13 protein-coding genes are annotated in these 16,465 nt (G+C 69.7%); 5 read left to right on the plus strand and 8 right to left on the minus strand.

Going from position 1 to position 16,465, the window contains the following annotated elements:
• Nucleotides 1-155 precede the first annotated feature (155 nt).
• Nucleotides 156-1,055: a DUF4240 domain-containing protein gene (locus HH310_RS28045; protein ID WP_169178666.1), complete on the plus strand. Its 900-nt coding sequence runs from the start codon at nt 156-158 to the stop codon at nt 1,053-1,055.
• On the opposite strand, the gene HH310_RS28050 is transcribed toward HH310_RS28045, so the two are convergent.
• A complete protein-coding gene (locus HH310_RS28050) occupies nt 1,037-2,461 on the minus strand; it encodes an APC family permease (RefSeq protein WP_169178723.1) in 1,425 nt (474 codons plus the stop codon). The two genes, HH310_RS28045 and HH310_RS28050, sit on opposite strands and share 19 nt — an antisense overlap.
• A gap of 296 nt (nt 2,462-2,757) precedes the next feature.
• On the opposite strand from HH310_RS28050, the gene HH310_RS28055 reads away from it, so the two are divergent.
• Complete coding sequence (locus HH310_RS28055; protein WP_248294487.1) at nt 2,758-4,473, plus strand: hypothetical protein; 1,716 nt, start codon at nt 2,758-2,760, stop codon at nt 4,471-4,473.
• A 40-nt stretch (nt 4,474-4,513) separates the two neighbouring features.
• Here the strand turns inward: HH310_RS28055 and HH310_RS28060 are convergent, their stop codons facing one another.
• From HH310_RS28060 to HH310_RS28070, 3 genes are read right to left on the minus strand one after another with little or no spacing between them, the layout of a single operon-like run.
• Nucleotides 4,514-5,311, minus strand: a complete 798-nt coding sequence (locus HH310_RS28060; protein WP_169178667.1) for an SDR family NAD(P)-dependent oxidoreductase — start codon at nt 5,309-5,311, stop codon at nt 4,514-4,516.
• Nucleotides 5,308-6,213: an aldo/keto reductase gene (locus HH310_RS28065; RefSeq protein ID WP_169178668.1), complete on the minus strand. Its 906-nt coding sequence runs from the start codon at nt 6,211-6,213 to the stop codon at nt 5,308-5,310. Before HH310_RS28065 ends, HH310_RS28060 begins: the two co-directional genes overlap by 4 nt.
• An 8-nt stretch (nt 6,214-6,221) precedes the next feature.
• Nucleotides 6,222-7,082: a hypothetical protein gene (locus tag HH310_RS28070; protein ID WP_169178669.1), complete on the minus strand. Its 861-nt coding sequence runs from the start codon at nt 7,080-7,082 to the stop codon at nt 6,222-6,224.
• A gap of 211 nt (nt 7,083-7,293) precedes the next feature.
• Here HH310_RS28070 and HH310_RS28075 point away from each other — a divergent pair, with 211 nt between their 5' ends.
• The 3 genes from HH310_RS28075 to pseI are packed head-to-tail and all read left to right on the plus strand — an operon-like array spanning nt 7,294 to nt 9,777.
• Nucleotides 7,294-8,292 carry a glycosyltransferase gene (locus HH310_RS28075; RefSeq protein WP_312034367.1) on the plus strand — a complete coding sequence of 333 codons (999 nt, stop codon included), beginning with the start codon at nt 7,294-7,296 and terminating at the stop codon, nt 8,290-8,292.
• Nucleotides 8,293-8,296: 4 nt separating this feature from the next.
• Nucleotides 8,297-8,749 (plus strand): GNAT family N-acetyltransferase, encoded by a 453-nt coding sequence (locus tag HH310_RS28080; RefSeq protein WP_169178670.1) that lies wholly within the window; start codon nt 8,297-8,299, stop codon nt 8,747-8,749.
• On the plus strand, nt 8,749-9,777 hold the full coding sequence (gene pseI / locus HH310_RS28085) for a pseudaminic acid synthase (RefSeq protein WP_169178671.1): 1,029 nt from the start codon (nt 8,749-8,751) through the stop codon (nt 9,775-9,777). Before HH310_RS28080 ends, pseI begins: the two co-directional genes overlap by 1 nt.
• Before the next feature lie 56 nt (nt 9,778-9,833).
• Here the strand turns inward: pseI and HH310_RS28090 are convergent, their stop codons facing one another.
• The 4 genes from HH310_RS28090 to HH310_RS28105 form a co-directional block, all read right to left on the minus strand.
• A complete protein-coding gene (locus tag HH310_RS28090; RefSeq protein ID WP_169178672.1) occupies nt 9,834-11,648 on the minus strand; it encodes a hypothetical protein in 1,815 nt (604 codons plus the stop codon).
• Nucleotides 11,649-12,258: 610 nt separating this feature from the next.
• Nucleotides 12,259-14,430 carry an MMPL family transporter gene (locus HH310_RS28095; RefSeq protein ID WP_169178673.1) on the minus strand — a complete coding sequence of 724 codons (2,172 nt, stop codon included), beginning with the start codon at nt 14,428-14,430 and terminating at the stop codon, nt 12,259-12,261.
• 74 nt (nt 14,431-14,504) lie between these two features.
• Nucleotides 14,505-15,149 (minus strand): response regulator transcription factor, encoded by a 645-nt coding sequence (locus tag HH310_RS28100; protein ID WP_169178674.1) that lies wholly within the window; start codon nt 15,147-15,149, stop codon nt 14,505-14,507.
• A 12-nt stretch (nt 15,150-15,161) separates the two neighbouring features.
• Nucleotides 15,162-16,463, minus strand: a complete 1,302-nt coding sequence (locus HH310_RS28105; protein ID WP_169178675.1) for a sensor histidine kinase — start codon at nt 16,461-16,463, stop codon at nt 15,162-15,164.
• Between the last annotated feature and the right edge of the window lie 2 nt (nt 16,464-16,465).

Raw genomic sequence — 16,465 nt, forward strand, 5'->3', positions numbered from 1 at the left:
ATTACCGCCGGTCGAGTCACAAGAAAATTTATATCACTTCCTTATACAACTAGTTCTGCGGTGTGACGAATCACGCGGCCGGCAACGGACCATTCGCCCGTACGCGCCACCGGGGAAATCCGGCGACACCGCGCCCGGGATGTCACCATGCGGACATGGACGAGCAGACCTTCTGGGAGCTGGTCGACACGATCGGCCACGACCCGGCGGACTACGACCGGCTGGCCGACGAGCTCTCCGACCACGGCGCCGCGGACATCCGCGACTTCGCCGACCACCTGTCGCGGGCGCTGCACGCCCTGGACACCCCGGCCCACTACCGCGCGGTGGACACCTCCGGCACGTCGTTCCTGGGCGTACGCTGCGCGGTCGTCGCCGCCGGCGCGAACGCGTACCGGAAGGTGCTGAGCGCGCCGACCGCCCTCGCCTCCTACGCCGGGCGCCCCGGCTCGCAGCTGCTCCCGGTCGCCGAGCGGGCCTACCGCACCGCCACCCGTACGCCGTGGCAGCACGTCTGCGCGTTCGGCACCGACACCGGCTCCAACGCGGACGCGTGGCGTGACACCTGGCTGCACCCGCACATGGGCACCGCGACCGGCGACGGCCGGGCGCCGCAGGACTATATGGTCGCGCTGCGGCACGTGGCGCTGACCCTGGACGAGGACCCGGACTGGCGGGCCTGGTGGCGGCACTCCGGCCTGGTCGCCTGCGAGCTGGGCATCGTCGCCGAGGGACGGCTGGACCATCTGCGGCCGAGCGCCGACATCCGCCGCTGCGGCGACCGGCTGAAGGCGAACTTCACCTGCGCGCTGCCGACCGGGGTGGACGGCCGGGCCGAGATGCTCGCCCGGGCGGCCGTCGAGGTGCGGGCGATGTTCGAGGTGATCCGCGAGGCGATGACGCTGCCGTCGCTGCCGGCCACTCCCCCGGCGCGGCCGTTGCCACCGGATGTCGACGACGTGCCGGTCACCGCCCGTCCGCTGCCCTCGGTGCCGTACGAGCTGGAACCGCAGGGCTACCTCACGCTGGCCCAGATTCAAGAGTTCTTCGGCTGACTGTCGATCCGCTCCGGCCGGTGCGCGCCCGGGTGGCGCTGCTCGGGCAGCGTCGGCGTGACCACGACCGGCACGCCCGCGTGCCCGATGCCCGCGTAGATCACCGGCCGGGCCAGGCGCAGCACGAGCGCGTGCAGCAGCCCCAGCAGCGCGGCCACGGCGATCGCCACGGTCCAGCGATCCCACCCCGCGCCCAGGTACGCCACCACCCCGAGCCCCACCGCGGCCAGGCTCGGCGCGACGAACCGCGTCCACACGCCCTCGCCGTCCGGAATCCGGTTGAGGTGCAGCAACGCGGCCACCGAGGTAGCCGTCAGGAGGGCCAGCACGCCCAGACCGCCGGCGACGGCGAGTCGCGTGTCGGGCCGGCCGAGCGCGAGCAGCAGCAACCCGCCCATCGCCGACTGCGTGAGGGACGCGAGGTGCGGGGCCCTCGCGCGTCGTGAGGTCCGGCCCAGGTACGGCGGCAGCACGTGCTCGCGGCCCAGGGCGAACAGGTAGCGGACCATCGCGTGATGCACCGCCAGCGCGGCCGCGACCAGGGCGGCCAGCAGCGCGATCCGGCCCAGCGTGACGGTCCAGCCGGGCAGCCGCGCCGCGGCGAGGCCGAACACGAGCTGGTCACCCTGGGACCGGGCCAGGCCGGCGATCGGCGCGGGGCCGGCGGCGACGCTCATCGACCAGGCGCCCGCGGCGCTCAGCATGCCGAGGACGATCACCGCGGCGAACGTCGCGTTGCCCGGGTCACGCCGGGGGCGCATCGACTCCTCGGCGTACGCACCGGTGGTCTCGAAGCCGACGAAGGTCATCGCCCCGATGACCAGTAACAGCCCGAGAATCGGACGGTCCACGATGGAGGGGGTGATGGTCTCGGCGGGGATCCGACCGGCCTCGATCAGGTTCGCCGCCGCGTAGCCCACCGTGACCGCGATCTCGGCCAGCACGATCAGCGCGAGCAGCGCGCCGGTGATCTCGATCCGCACCAGGCCGAGCAGCGTGACCAGCAGCCAGCATCCGCCGGCGACCTGCCACCACGGCACGCCGTCCATCAGTGGCGACAGGGCGGCCGCCGCCAGGCCGTAGAGCGCGAGCTGGATCGCCTGGTAGGACGCGATCGCCACCCAGGCGGCGGCCAGTCCGGCCGGGCGGCCCAGTCCCCTGGTGACGAACGTGGACAGAGCACCGGCGAACGGCGCCCGGCGGACCATCGCGGCGTACGGGGAACTGAACACGAGCAACAGGACGCCGAGCGCGAGAAAGACGAGGGGAACGAGGGGTCCGCCACCGTCCGCGTAGGCGGCGGGCACGACGGCGATCAGGGTGAGGAGCGGTGCGCTCGCGGCGAGCGCGATGAAGGTGACGGCGGACATACCCAGGCGACTCGGGGCGAGGGTGCGTGGCGGCATACCCACCAGGACATCCTTACCCGTTACCGACGGGCAGTCACTATTCACTCACCCATCGGAGTCATCGCGGGCGGCGCCAAACGTCCTCATTGAACCCGTTACGTCAGGAGTTGTGCCGCGCCTTGCGTTTTCGGATCTCCGGCATGCGATCAAGCACCGAATCGAATGAATATCGCTCGACGTTGTCCGTCATTGACATGAAACCGCCTCGTACCGAATGATGCCACCCGGAAGATTCCGGCTTAAGAGAAATCAAGGACGGGCATGGGGGACAGTTTCTTGCCAGGTTGCGGCGGATGAGCTCGACAACGCAGTCCGCGCCGGTGTCGTCCACCGGCGAGACGCCGCGCGCCACGTTCGGTGTGCGCAAGGTTGCAGCCGCGATAATCGGTGGATTGATTGCGCTGGCCGCAATTGTGTTCAGCGCGCGACTCAACTTGAACGGTGACGTCACCTACGCCCTCGGCGGCATCAGCACCGCCAGCGAAGGCGGCGTCAGCATCTGGCAGATATTCATCGCCCGTCCATTGACCTACAAGCTGCTGATCGGCGTAATCGACGATCTTCAGCGGATTATCGTCGGTAACCATTCATTCGCGCTGTCGCACGTGCTGGTGCGTGCGGAAACGGTGCTGTTGATCGCGGCCGTGACCGTCGTCCTGTTCGTGGGCGTCCGCCGATTCGCCGGTGGCCGAGCCGCCGCGGGCGTCTCCATCGCGGCCGGCCTGGCACTCGCCGTCGCGCCCCCGTGGCACTTCCTGGAGCCGGACTGGGTCGCGGCGCTCGCGGGCGCGCTGGCCGTCGGTGCCGCCCTGGCCCCGCGCCGGCTCTGGCTCGGCGCCACCCTCGGCGGAATCGCCGCGATGACCGTCGTCGCGGTCAAGCTCGCCACGTTCCCGATCGCGCTGCTGGCCCTGCTCATGATCTTCCTGTTCCACCGCCGGCGTGCGTTATGGACCGCTGTCGCGACGGTCGTCGCCGTGGCCGCCTGGTATCTGGTGACCAAGCTGACGCTGCCCTGGGAACTGATCTGGCTGTCCGACCAGGCTCAGTTAGTGCAAAGCTCGCCGATCCACAACGGCATCCGCCTGGACGACATCCGCCACCTTCTCTTCAGCGTCGGCGACATGGCCGTGCTCAGCCCCTTCGTGTGGACGGCGCCGGCCGCGGCCGCGGTGTTGATCCACCGCCGTCCGGCCGGGCGCGAACGATGGATCGCCACCGGGATCGCGGTGGTCGCTCTCGGCCTGTCGGTGGCACCCGCGTACGGCCAGGGCGAGTTCTTCCAGTACCACTTCGCGGTGGTCCCGGTCCTTGCCGCATCGGTGTGGGGCGTGGCGTTCGCGGTCTGCACCTCGGCCCGGATCCCGCTGACGGTGTTGACACTGTTGGCCACCGGGCTGAGTGTCGCGCTGCTGCGGCAACCGGCGGCCTGGCGGGACGCCCACCCGAAAGACGTCACGATCGCCATCGTGGTCTTCGCGATCCTCGCCGCGGTAGTCACCTGGTTCTTCGGCAGGTTCACCAGCGTCTCGGTGCCGTGGCTGGCCGGCCTGGCCGTGCTGTGCGTGGCTCTGGTGCAGGCTTCGGTGCCCGGTACGCCGTACGCGTTCAGCACTTTCAACTACAACATCTACGCCAAAATCCAGACGGCCAACCCGTACCAGGCGCTCAGCGACCGGATCGGACCGGACACGCCGGTGCTCTATCTGACCTTCGGCACCATCAACGAGTTCATCGGCAACCCGACCGGTTGCCGCTACCCGTCACCGCAGTGGCTGCAACGGGCGACCTACGTCGACGAGGTGCGCGAGTTCCGCAGCTACGACGACAACCTGCGCTGTCTTTCCCAGCCGTCGGACGCGAAGTATCTCGTGGTGCAGCCGTCCTGGTTCAACATCGGCAAGTCGACCGAGCAGGTGCGCACGCTGATCAACCAGAAGTTCGACTGCTCCCCGGCGGCTCGCATCCCGGCGCCCGCCACGCTCATCGTCTGCCCGGCCCGGCCGTAACGGGTTCCGGTGGGGTGTCGTCCAGGCACCCCACCGGGACTCACCAGATCGTCCGGCCGCCGTCCACCACGATGTTGGCGCCGGTCACATAACTGGTCCGGGGCGACGCCAGGTAAAGCACCGAGGTGGCGATCTCGGACGCGTCGCCGTTTCGCTTCAGCGGGCTCTCCTCGGCGAGCCGGCCCAGCAGGCCGGGATCGCCGTCGCCCGGGAACGACCCCAAGGTCAGGCTGTTGACCCGGATCCCGTCCGGGGCCAGCTCGACCGCCGCGTAGCGGGTCAGCTGGATGAGGCCGGCCTTGACCGCACCGTAGAACGGCGGGTTGCCCTTCTCCGGGGAGTCGTAGAGATGCGGCTTCGGGCTGATCAGGCCGTACTGCGACGCCATGGTGATCACCGACGGCGACCCGTCGCGAGCCGCCGCGACGAGGAGCTCGCGGGTGGCGTCGAGCAGGCGCTGGAACGCCACCAGGGCCAGGTCGGTGGCCTCCATGTAGTCCGCGGCCCGGGACGAGCGCAGCGAGCCGGACCGGCCGACGTGCGCGTTGTGGACGAGGACGTCGACCCGGCCGTGCGCCTCCCGCAGCGTCGCGCCCAGCGCTGCCATGTCGTCGTCCGAGGTCACGTCACCGCGTGCGGACCGGACGTCCAGGCCCTGGTCGGTGAGCTCCTTGGTCAGGGCGTCGAGCCGGTCGGCGTCGCGGGCCACCAGCCAGGTCGTCGCGCCGGCGCCGGCGAGAGCGGCAGCCGTGATCCGGCCCAGCCGCCCGGTCGCGCCGGTCAGCACGGCCACCCGGCCACGAAGGTTGAAAAGCTCGTCGGGCGTCACGGCCGTCATGCCGACCACCGGCTCGGGTCGAGCAGGTCGGCCGGCATCTCGGGCAGCGTGGCGAGAACGCTCTCGCGCTCGGCCTCGGTGAGCGGCGTCCGGCCCGCCAGGTCGGCATTCACGCGAAGCTGGTCCTCGGTCTCGGCGCCGACGACCACCGAGGTGACCCAGGGGAACGACAGCAGGTAGGCGATGCAGAGATCATCGCGGCCGGTTCGACCGAGGTCGTCCACGAGGCCGTCCAGGAGGGCGACAACCGCGTCACGTTCAGTGTCCGGAAGATGAGGCCACGTCACCGCCGTTCCGGCGACGAGCAGACCCTGCAGGTAGGCACTTCGCACGGTCACCACGAGATCCTCGCGGGCGGCCAGCGCCTCGGTGAGCCGCGGATCCAGCCAGCGCCGGTCGAGGACGTTGCATGGCAGCTGGACGTAACCGAGGTCGGGCAGCGGCAGAATCCGGTACAGCTCGGCCGGAGACTGGACGGAGACGCCGATCCGGTTCGCCTCGCCGGAGTGCAGGACCTGCCGCAGATCCGCCCAGCCGTCGTCCACATCGGCCGCCCGGTGCAATAAGACGGTCAGCGGGCCGCGGCGCTCCAGCGCGGCCCGGCTCCTGTCGAGGCTCTCCCGGACCGCGCCGCCGGGCGCGATTTTGGTGATGACGGCCAGATCGTCACGCCCCCGCAGGGCCGTCCCGATGCGCCGCTCGCTCTCGCCGTAGGCACGGGCGGTATCCACATGGGACACGCCGAGGCGGCGGGCCGTTTCCAGGATCCCGGCGACGGTGTCGTCGTCGGGCACGCCGGCGCGATTGGCGATGCCGTACGCCATGCCGAGCTGAGCAGTCCCGAGAACCAGCGATGACTGACGGTAGGCACCGTGCGTGCGGATCGGCAGAACCGATTCCACCGGGTGGGTCATATGCTGGTGTCCAGTTCCCGCGCCCGGACCGGGTAATCGATGTTCCAGCCGAGGTGCACGCGCAGTTCCTCGGGCGGCGCGAGGAGGTCCGCGCCCAGTTCGCTCCGGGCGAGCTCGCGGCCGACGATCGGGTCGGGGTCGTAGCCGTAGACCTCGGGCCACTGACGCTCGAGCCTCGGCTCACCACCGAAGGTCAGGTCGGCGTCCTCGAGAACCATCGGGTCGCCGTACACGGCGGCCTGGCAGCCGGCCAGCAGGCCGTACCAGATCGCGCTGGTCAGCCGGTTGGAGATCACCCGCTTGTGCCGGCGCAGCTCGACGAGCTGGCGCAGCAGGAAGTCGCGGTCGTGATCACGCCACCAGAAGCCGCGGTAGCCGTGCGAGATGACGCGGAACCCGGCCTTCTCGTACAGCTTCCGAATGGCCTTGACGTTGTATTCGTTCCAGTAGAGGCAGGCCGTGATCGGTCCGGACTCGTGCGCCTTGAGCTCGTCGATGAGGCGCTGGTGACTGCCCATCACCTGCTGCCCTTCCCAGCCGTGGAACGGGTAGAAGATGGAGCCCTCACGCGTCGTTTCGGTGGCCTTCGCCTCCTCCATCTCCAGGAGATAGGCGAACGGCGAACCGACCGCGATCACGTCTCGTCGGCCCTGCGACCACGCACGGCGACGCGTCTGCTCGGACCACACGAACAGTTTGCTGCCCGGTACGAAGGGGACGCCCGGGGCGAGTCCGTCGCCGATGTTCCACCCGTGCTGCAGGTAACCTTGAATGCGCGGCGGGTGCATCGGGTCGGCGAGCCCGGCATAACGCGCTAGCACGTGGGCATGGCCGTAGTAGTAGTTGGCGTGATGCATCCTTATCCCCTTTTCGCGCTGGACGGCTGACGATTTCCGCCGGGCGCGGCACGCGGTGGTTTAGGCGACGAGTGTATCGAGGCGTTCGGCGTGGCGTCTCCGGCCAAGGTCATCCGGGGCCGGCCGGTGCCGCTGCCGCGTACCCATGGAATTTGTCTCGGCGACCCTGCTCGTTTGCCTCTAGTTCAACAATGGCCGCCACGTTTGCGAGGTGTCCCTCCGATTGAGCATCGTCGTGCCGGTCCACGGGGTTGAGGATTACCTGGTGCAGTGCCTCGACTCGCTTCGGGCCTCGGGTTCCGCCTCGGTCGAGATTATCGCGGTCGACGACGCCTCACCGGACAGCTGCGGAGACATCCTCGACCGGTACGCCGGGATCAAGGTCATCCATCTGGATGGGAACGTCGGGCTGGGACTCGCTCGTAACGCCGGGTTGGCTCAGGCGACCGGCGATTACGTCTGGTTCGTCGACAGCGACGACTGGGTGCCGCCGGGCTCGATCAAGGCGGTGCTGGACGAATTGGCCGCGAGCGAGCCGGATGTGCTGCTCATCGACCACCTGCGGGCGTACGACGACGGCCGGCGCGAGGTGGACGCCAGCTCGCACCTGCTGGCCGGCCCGGTGACGCTGGACCGCGTGCTCGGCGTGCAGCACACCGCGTGGAACCGGATCGTGCGGCGTTCCCTGTTGCTCGGCCACGACCTGCAGTTCCGTCCGGGCTGGTACGAGGACGTCCCGTTCAGTCTTCCGGTGCTGCTGGCGGCGTCGCGGATCGCGGTGCTGAACCGGGTCTGCTACTACTACCGGATCGGCCGGGCCGGGGCGATCACCGCCACCCGCAGCGACCGGCACTTCGAGGCGTTCACCCAGTACGACCGGCTGCAGGAGTGGCTGGCCGGCCACCACGTCGCGCCCGAGGTCCGGGCCCGGCTGTTCCACCTGATGATCAACCACCTGCTCGTGGTGGCCGGCAACGACGGCCGGATGCACCCGAGCCGGCGCCGCGCGTTCTTCCGGCAGCTCGCCGCGTCGTACCGGCGGTACCGGCCGGCCGGATATCGCCCGGGGCTCCGGCACCGCCTGGTGGCCGCCGGCAACTACCCGCTGTACTCGTTGTTGCGTGCCGCCTACCGAGCGCGAGCCCCGCGGTCCGCGGCCCCGGCGATGGCCGCCCGGTCCTCGGCGCCCACGGTCGCGACCATAGTCTGAAGCCGTGTTACGACCCGCGCTGTACGCCGACCGCGACCTCATCCTGCCGTGGCGCAATCATCCCGACGTGCGTGCCGTCAGCCTGACCACGCACGAGATCAAGCCCGACGAGCACGCCGGGTGGTGGGAAAACCACTGGCACGAGGTGTTGATCTACGAGGATGATCGCGGCAAACCGGCCGGCGTCGTGATCTTCAACGGGAGTACGTGGTCGTTCTACCTGGACGTGGCAGGCTTGGGCGACGGCCTTCTCCGAGCATGGATGCTTCTGGAGAAAGAGGCGGTCGAGTACGCGTTCGGCACGCTCGGCCTGGAAACTCTCGGCGGTGAGACGCTGGCCGAGAACAAGCAGGTGCTCGCGCTGCACCGGCGCTTCGGTTTCAAGGAGACCCGCCGGTACGACCGGGTCGTCGACGGAGTCACGAAGACGGTCGTCTGGACGGAGAGAGGGAAGTAATGACGAAGTTCGGGCCGGAGAAGCGGCCGTACATCGTGGCGGAGATGTCGGGCAACCACAACGGTTCCCTCGATCGGGCGCTCGCACTGGTCGACGCCGCGGCGGACGCCGGCGCGGACGCGATCAAGATCCAGACCTACACCGCGGACACCATGACGGTGGACGTGAAGCACCCCCGGTTCCAGATCTCCAAGGGCCACGGCCTCTGGTCCGGTGAATACCTGTACCAGCTGTTCGAGCGCGCGCACACGCCGTGGGACTGGCACCAGCCGATCTTCGACCGGGCTCGCGAGCGGGGCATCACACCGTTCTCCAGCCCGTTCGACCGCACCGCCGTGGACCTGCTGGAGAAGCTCGACGCGTCGATGTACAAGATCGCGTCCTCGGAGATCACCGACCTGCCGCTGATTCGGCTCGCCGCGAGCACCGGCAAGCCGATCATCATCTCGACCGGCATGGCGTCGGTGAAGGAGATCGCCGCGGCGGTCGAGGCGGCCGAGGAAGCGGGCAGCCCGGACATCACGGTGCTGAGCTGCACGGCGTCGTACCCGGCCCCGCCGGAGGAGACCAACCTGCGGCGCATCCCGGTGCTGCAGCAGATGCTCGAGAAGCCGATCGGCCTCAGCGACCACACGCTGGGCATCGGGGTGCCGATCGCGGCGGTCGCGTTCGGCGCCACGCTGATCGAGAAGCACGTCACGCTGAGCCGGGCCGACGGCGGCGTGGACTCGGCGTTCTCGCTGGAGCCGCACGAGGTCAAGCTGCTGCGCGAGGAGTCGGAGCGGGCCTGGCAGGCGCTGGGCACCACGCACATCGGCCCGACCGAGGCCGAGAAGGAGAGCCTGCGGTTCCGCCGGTCGCTCTACGTGGTGGCCGACGTGAAGGCGGGCGACCAGGTGACCCCGGAGAACGTGCGGTCGATCCGGCCGACCGGCGGTCTCGCGCCCGACATGATCGGGACGGTGCTCGGGCGTACGTTCAGCACGGACGCCGAGAAGGGCACCCCACTCACCTGGGACCTGATCTGAGGCGATAAACCACGATGGCCCCCGGCATCCGCCGGGGGCCATCGTCGTCTTGCTGGCTAGCGCTGGCCGCCGGCCAGTTTCTTGACCACCTTGAGCGCGGAACGGAAGATCCACAGGACCCGGCCCGCCCAGGACTTCTTGTAGAACTGGATCTCCCAGTCCAACTTGCTGAGCGCCAGATCGCGCGACCGGATCATCTGGTCGGTCCAGGCCATCATCTCGACCAGGTGGCTGGCTTCGTAGCGCTGGCGCCAGTTCGCCTCGGCCATCTCCCGGAAGCCGTCCACGTCCACGCTGGGTGAACCCGTCCGCACGGACAGCAGCTGGAGCTGGCGATCGTGCTGCTCGGCCAGCGAGAGCTCGGAGTCGGCCGTCTCCAGCGCCATGTGCAGCTCGACGGCCTCGCGCACCTGGGCGTCGCCGACCGCGATGCCGACCATGCCGAGCACGATGGCGGTGAGGTCGACAGCGGAGAAGTTGAGCGCCCACGGATGCGGGCTGGCCGAGGAGACCAGCTGGACCGCGAACTGCCACCCCGCCCGGATCTCGGCGACCTCGCGTGCGACCGGCTCGATGGGCTCCCACCGGGTGGGCAGCAGCGTCAGCCCGTTCTCGGTGACCATGATGTCGGCGAAACCCGCGAGAGCGGCCGGCCCGGTCAGCAGACCGTCACGTTCCTGGTCGCGCAGCCACGAGTCGTACCGGGCGAGCTCGATCCGCATCTCCCGTACGTCCGCGGTGGCCGCCAGGTGCAGCAGCCGTTCCTCCAGCACGTAGCCGCGGTCGGCGCCGAGTGTCACCGGCTCGCTGATCCGGCGCAGGCCGGCGCGTTCGATCGTGCCCTCGATCTGGTTGAGAACGCTGGTGCGGATCTCGTCGCCGGCCGTCGCGACCTCGTACGCGAACGTGCCGCGCGCGTCGCCGACCAGCAGCTCGTGGGAGAGGACGACCGGGCCGACACCGTCGCCGGCACCGCGAGCGATCACCAGCCACGCGGGGGCGACAGTGTCCTCGGCGCCGGCCCGCAGAGCGCGGTTCGCCAGCTGCCGAGGGTCGCTCAGCACGGCCTTGCCGCGGAAACCGGCCACCAGAGCCTGGTTCACGGCGGTGCCGAGCAGGGGCCGGAGCGGGGAGGACACGTCGCCGATCAGGCTCTCGCCGATCAGCACGGTCGGGACCGCGGGCTCCGGGAAGGTCGCGTACGTCGTGGCCACCCGCAAGCCGGCGCCGGCCAGCCGGTCGACGAGCTGCCGCCGCGAAGCGGGCCGATGCGGGTCGTGGTCGTCGACCGGATACCAGTTGGCGTCCAGCCGTTCGTGGGCACCCGGCTCCAGCCGCACGGTGTGATGCAGCCCGAGGTGGTTGTCGTGCATCAGCACGAGAACACCGTCCGGGTGCACGGCCTCGGCGAGCCGGTCGATCAGCTCGGCCGGCGCCATTTGCTCGCCTTCGACCGAGTTGAGGCGTTCCACGCCGTCGGCCGCGACCACCAGGTCGTAGCGTTGTGCCGGGTCGAGTTTGACGACCGCGCCGGTCAGCACCGTGACCTCGGGGAACGCGCGAGCGGCCTGCTCGGCGTCGAGGAGCGAGCGCAGCAGCCACGTCACGGCCGCGCCGGTTTGAACCAGCCCGGACACGAGCTCGTCGGCGTGCGGCCCGGCCACCAGGACGGTGCTGCCGGGGCGGGCGATCTGGCGTAGCAGGTGTCGCATCGCGGCGCCCCGGGGAAGAGCCGGCCCGCGCTGAGGGTCCCGATCTGACCACGCGAACATCTCGCCACCGATGCGCCGCAGGTTCGGCACGGGCGGGGCGGCGAGAGCGCTGGCGAAGTCCGTGCCCTGCAAGGGGAGCAGAGCAGCGGCGTCCGTCATTACTTATACCTCTCTGTCGAAGCGGGCCACCCCAGAATGGCTCGCAACTCGTCCGGATGGGCCGGCTCCTGCGCACCGAGCTGCGAGTGAGCCAGCTGGTGAACGGTGTCGTAGTCGGTCTGGTGCCCATCGACTGTCGGCGGAGCCGGAGCTCGCCGCCATGCGTGCAATCAGTGTTCTCAAGGATCATCGGATCGCCGCAACCTGCACGTTTCGACCCGCCAACGTGCCGTAACGAGGCAGCACGGCACAACCGGCTTGATATTACTCGGCGATGCCGACCCGCCTCAGCTAGGCGGCTGACCAGAGAACTCCGATAATGGTCACACAACCGGAAACCGCGATGGCGGTCACAAAATATCTTTAATACAACTTTTTGGTATTGATACCGGCACGCCATGACAATTCGTGTGTCTGACCATTACCCGCTGTTCGGCGCGGTTACCACCCGGAACAACTACTCCGCCAGGCCAGGGCCTACAGTGGACATTTGTGCTTTCCGCGGGCGCTGCAACCCCTGCAACGCCGAAGGGCCCGGTCTCGCGACGTCACGCCTGCCCCCGTGAGCCGTGAGACCGGGCCACCTCGCACTGCCGGGCCCTTGCCGTCGCTACCCCATCGGCACCAGTTCGCGCTCGCGCTGCTCGACCGGCGCGGGCGCCTCGTGGGCGATCCGCGGCAACCAGCCCAGCCAGCGGGGCAACCACCAGTTCTTCTCGCCGAGCAGGGCCATCACCGCGGGCAGCAGCACCGCCCGGACGATCGTGGCGTCCAGCAGGACCGCGGCCGCCAGACCGACGCCGAGCTGCTTGGTGGACGCCAGCGGAAGCGTCGCGAACAGGGCGAAGACCGCCATCATCACCACCGCGGCGCTGGTGATCACGCCCGCCGTGCGGCCGATGCCCTCACGCACCGCCTGCTTGGTCGACAGGCCGCGGTCGTGCCCCTCACGGATGCGGCTCAGCACGAAGACGTGGTAGTCCATCGACAATCCGAACAGGATGATGAACAGGAACAACGGCATCCAGTTCGTGATCCCGCCGCTCGCCTTGAACCCGAGCTGGTGCTCGAAATGCCCGTACTGGAAGACCCAGACCAGCATTCCGTACGCCGCGGCGACCGACAGCAGGTTCAGCACCACGCCGGTCAGCGCGATCACGACCGAGCGGAACGACACCAGCAGCAGCAGGAACGCCAGTCCCAGGACGAACCCGAACACCCACGGCAGGCTCGCGTCCAACCGTGCGTTGAAGTCGGCACCACCCGCCGTCTCGCCGGTGACCAGCGCTGTCGCACCCGGCAACCGGCCGAAGGTCGCCGGCACCACGTCCTGGCGCAGGAACGTCAGCGACGCGTCGGCGGGCAACCCGACCGACACCACCGCGACCGTGCCGGCCGGGTTGATCCGCACGTCGACCGGGCCCGCCAGCCGGCCGCCGCTCTTCGCGACAGCGGTCTTGAACGCGCCCAGCTCCCGGTCGAACGCCGCGCCCTTGACCGTGGGCGCCTGGACGACGATCTCGGCCGGGGTGGTCTCGCTCGGGAAGGAACGGTCGATCGCCGCGAACGCCACCACCACCGGCGCGTTCGGCGACAGATCCTCCACGCTCTCCCCCTTGGTCTTGAGGTCGAGGGTCGGAGCGGCCAGCGCGGCCAGGGCGGCGATCGCGATCAGGGCGGAGATCAGCGGCTTGGCCAGCACGACCCGCAGCACCGCGTTCCACACTCGGCCGCCCTCGCGCCGGCGGTACAACCCGGGGATCTTGACGGCGTCGACCCGGTCGCCGAGCGCCGACAGCAGCGCCGGCAGCACGGTGAGCGAACCCAGCACGGCCGTGGCCACCACCAGGATCGTCCCGACCGCGAAGCTGGTGAACGTCGCGTCCAGCGTGAAGAACATGCCGGCCATCGCCACGATCACGGTGAGGCCGGAGACCCAGATCGACCGCCCCGATGTCTGCGCCGCGATCACCAGCGCCCGATGCGCGTCGGCGCCGTTGCGACGTTCGTCACGTTCACGCTTGATATAGAACAGGCAGTAGTCGACCCCCACCGCAAGGCCGACCAGCAGCATCACGTGCATCGTCGTGTCGACCGTGGGCGCGAACCGGCTGGCGAACGCGAGCAACCCCAGCGCCGCGACCACCGCCGTGACCGCCAGCGCGACCGGCAGCAGCGCCGCCACGACCGCACCGAAGGCGATCAGCAGAATGCCCAGGGTGACCGGGATGGACAGCAGCGAGAGCCGCTGCAGCCCGCTGTCCAGGGCGTCACCGATCAGCTTGTCGCCGCTGGCGTCGCCGGCCTCCGCGATGTAGAGCTCCGGATGCGCGGCCTGCATCCGCTCGACCGTGTCGAGAGCCGGCCCGACCCGCTCCTTGGCGGTGTCCGCGTCGCCCGTGATGCTGAACGAGATCAGCGACGACTTCCCGTCCGGTGACTCGATCGGCTTGCCGATGCCGGTCACGCCGGCGGTGGTGCCGAGAGCCTTGGTCACGTCCGCGACGGCCGCCGACCGATCCGTGCCGGCCCGGTTCTGCACCAGCACCATCTCACCGGCCGGCTGGTCCGGGAACCCGGCCGCCGCGACGATGCGATCGGCCCGCCCGGAGTCCCCGTGCCCTTGCTCGGCACTCGTCGCCTCGCGGGTCCCGATGTGTCCGCTGAGGACGGTCACCCCCACGACGAAGGCGATCCAACCCAGGATCGCGAGCGCCCGATGACGGGCACTCCACATCGCAGCACGAGCCGCGATCCCCTTGACGTTCTCCGTGTTCCTCATGGCGAAAACGCTATGAAGTCAGAAGACCCCGATCGATACCGCAGACTCCCGTATCCGTGGTAGGGGTAGCACTACTATCCCTGGAGGTAGGCCAGCACGGCCAGCACCCGGCGGTGCTGTTCCTCGTCCTGGAACAGGTTGAGCTTGGTGAAGATGTTGCGCACGTGCTTCTCGACCGCGCCGTCGGTGATGACCATCTTGCGCGCGATCGCGGCGTTCGTCAGGCCCTCGGCCATGTAGGCCAGCACCTCGCGCTCGCGCGGGGTGAGGTTGCGCAGCGGGTCGTCGCGGCGGCGGCGGACCAGCAGCTGGCTGACCACCTCGGGGTCGAGAACGGTGCCGCCGCCGGCGACGCGGGTCAGCGCGTCCAGGAAGTCGGCGATCTGCGAGACCCGGTCCTTCAGCAGATAGCCGACCGCGCCCAGGCGGTCGGCCAGCAGATCGTCGGCGTACGAGACCTCGACGTACTGCGAAAGCACCAGGATCGGGCTGCCGGGCACCCGGCTGCGGGCCTCGACCGCGGCGCGCAGGCCCTCGTCGGTGTGTGAGGGCGGCATCCGTACGTCCACGATGGACACGTCGGGCCGGTGTTCGACGATCGCGTCGACGAGGGAAGGCCCGTCGCCGACAACGGCCACCACCGCATGACCGTTCTCTTCGACGAGCCGGACCAGTCCCTCGCGCAACAGCACCGCGTCGTCGGCAATCACCACCCGCATGCGGCCATGGTGTCAGATCGGCAATGCGGCCGTGAGCCGTGTGCCCGCGCCGCCCGGGCTGTCCACGTGCAGGACCCCGCCGGCGGCCCGGACCCGGTCGTCCAGCCCGGCGAGTCCGTGGCCCTTGGCCAGGCTGGCCCCGCCGACGCCGTCGTCGGCCACGGTGATCATCAGGCCGGCCGCGAGGCGCTCGACGGTGACCTGGACCTCATTGGCGTGGCTGTGCTTGGCGACGTTGGTGAGCGCCTCGGCGACCACGAAGTAGGCCGTCGACTCGAGGGTCGGTTCCAGCCGCTCGGTGACCGGGGCCTCCAGGTCGACCGGGATGGTGCAGCGTCCGGCCAGGGCGGTCAGCGCCGCCTGCAGGCCCCGGTCGACCAGGATCGGCGGGGCGATGCCGCGGGACAGCGCGCGGAGTTCGTCGAGCGTCTCGCGGGTCTGTTCGAGGGCTTCCTTGACGGTGGCGCGGGCGGCTTCCGGGTCGGTGGCGAACTGCTGCTCGGCACGGCCCAGGTCCATCGCGAGCCGGACCAGTCGTTGCTGCGGCCCGTCGTGGATGTCGCGTTCGAGCCGGCGCAGCGCGGTCGCCTCGGCGGAGACGGCGGCGGCCTTCTGCGCCTGGGCCACCTCGCGGGCCGCGTTGGCCTCGGCCACCTGCTCGCGCAACTCGTTCATGCCGCTGAGCAGACCCCTGGCGAAGTACGCCTCGAGCAGCGCCGCACCCCGCACCACCGGGTAGAGCGTGCCCAGGAAGAAGATGCCGACGGCCAGGTAGAAGAAGACGCGGGTGCCGTAGTCGCCGTTCAGTCCGAGCAGGTCCGGCAGGTCCTGGTCGTTCGGGCCGTTCGGGACCGTCCAGCCCCACAGGCCCCAGGTGAGGCCGCCGAGCGTGCCCGCCCACCAGGTCACCACGAACGCGAACGAGATGGTGCTGGGGATGAACCGGAACATGCCGTGCAGCAGGTCGAGCCAGGTCTGCCCGTCGGTGAACGGGACGAACATCCGCCGCATCAGGTCGCCCTCGGGGCGTTTCTTGTAGTACGGATGCTGCATCTTGTAGCCGAAGACCGGGCCGATCCGGGCGCGCTCGAAGATCGCGAAGCCGCGCGCCATGAACAGGGTGCCGACCAGGATCGGAATGCCCACCCAGATGATGGCGGTGCCCACGCCCAACCAGAACGCGGTCATGAAGAGTACGTTCGCGACGATGCCTAGCGGGAAGCCGACCAGCACGTATTGGGTGTCGATGCCGAGCCGGCGGATAACGCGCAGGGCCGGTGCGGGGGCGTACGGGGCGGTGGCCTGGGTTGTCATGC

This window comes from Actinoplanes sp. TBRC 11911 (genome assembly GCF_012933445.1).
Lineage (GTDB): Bacteria > Actinomycetota > Actinomycetes > Mycobacteriales > Micromonosporaceae > Actinoplanes.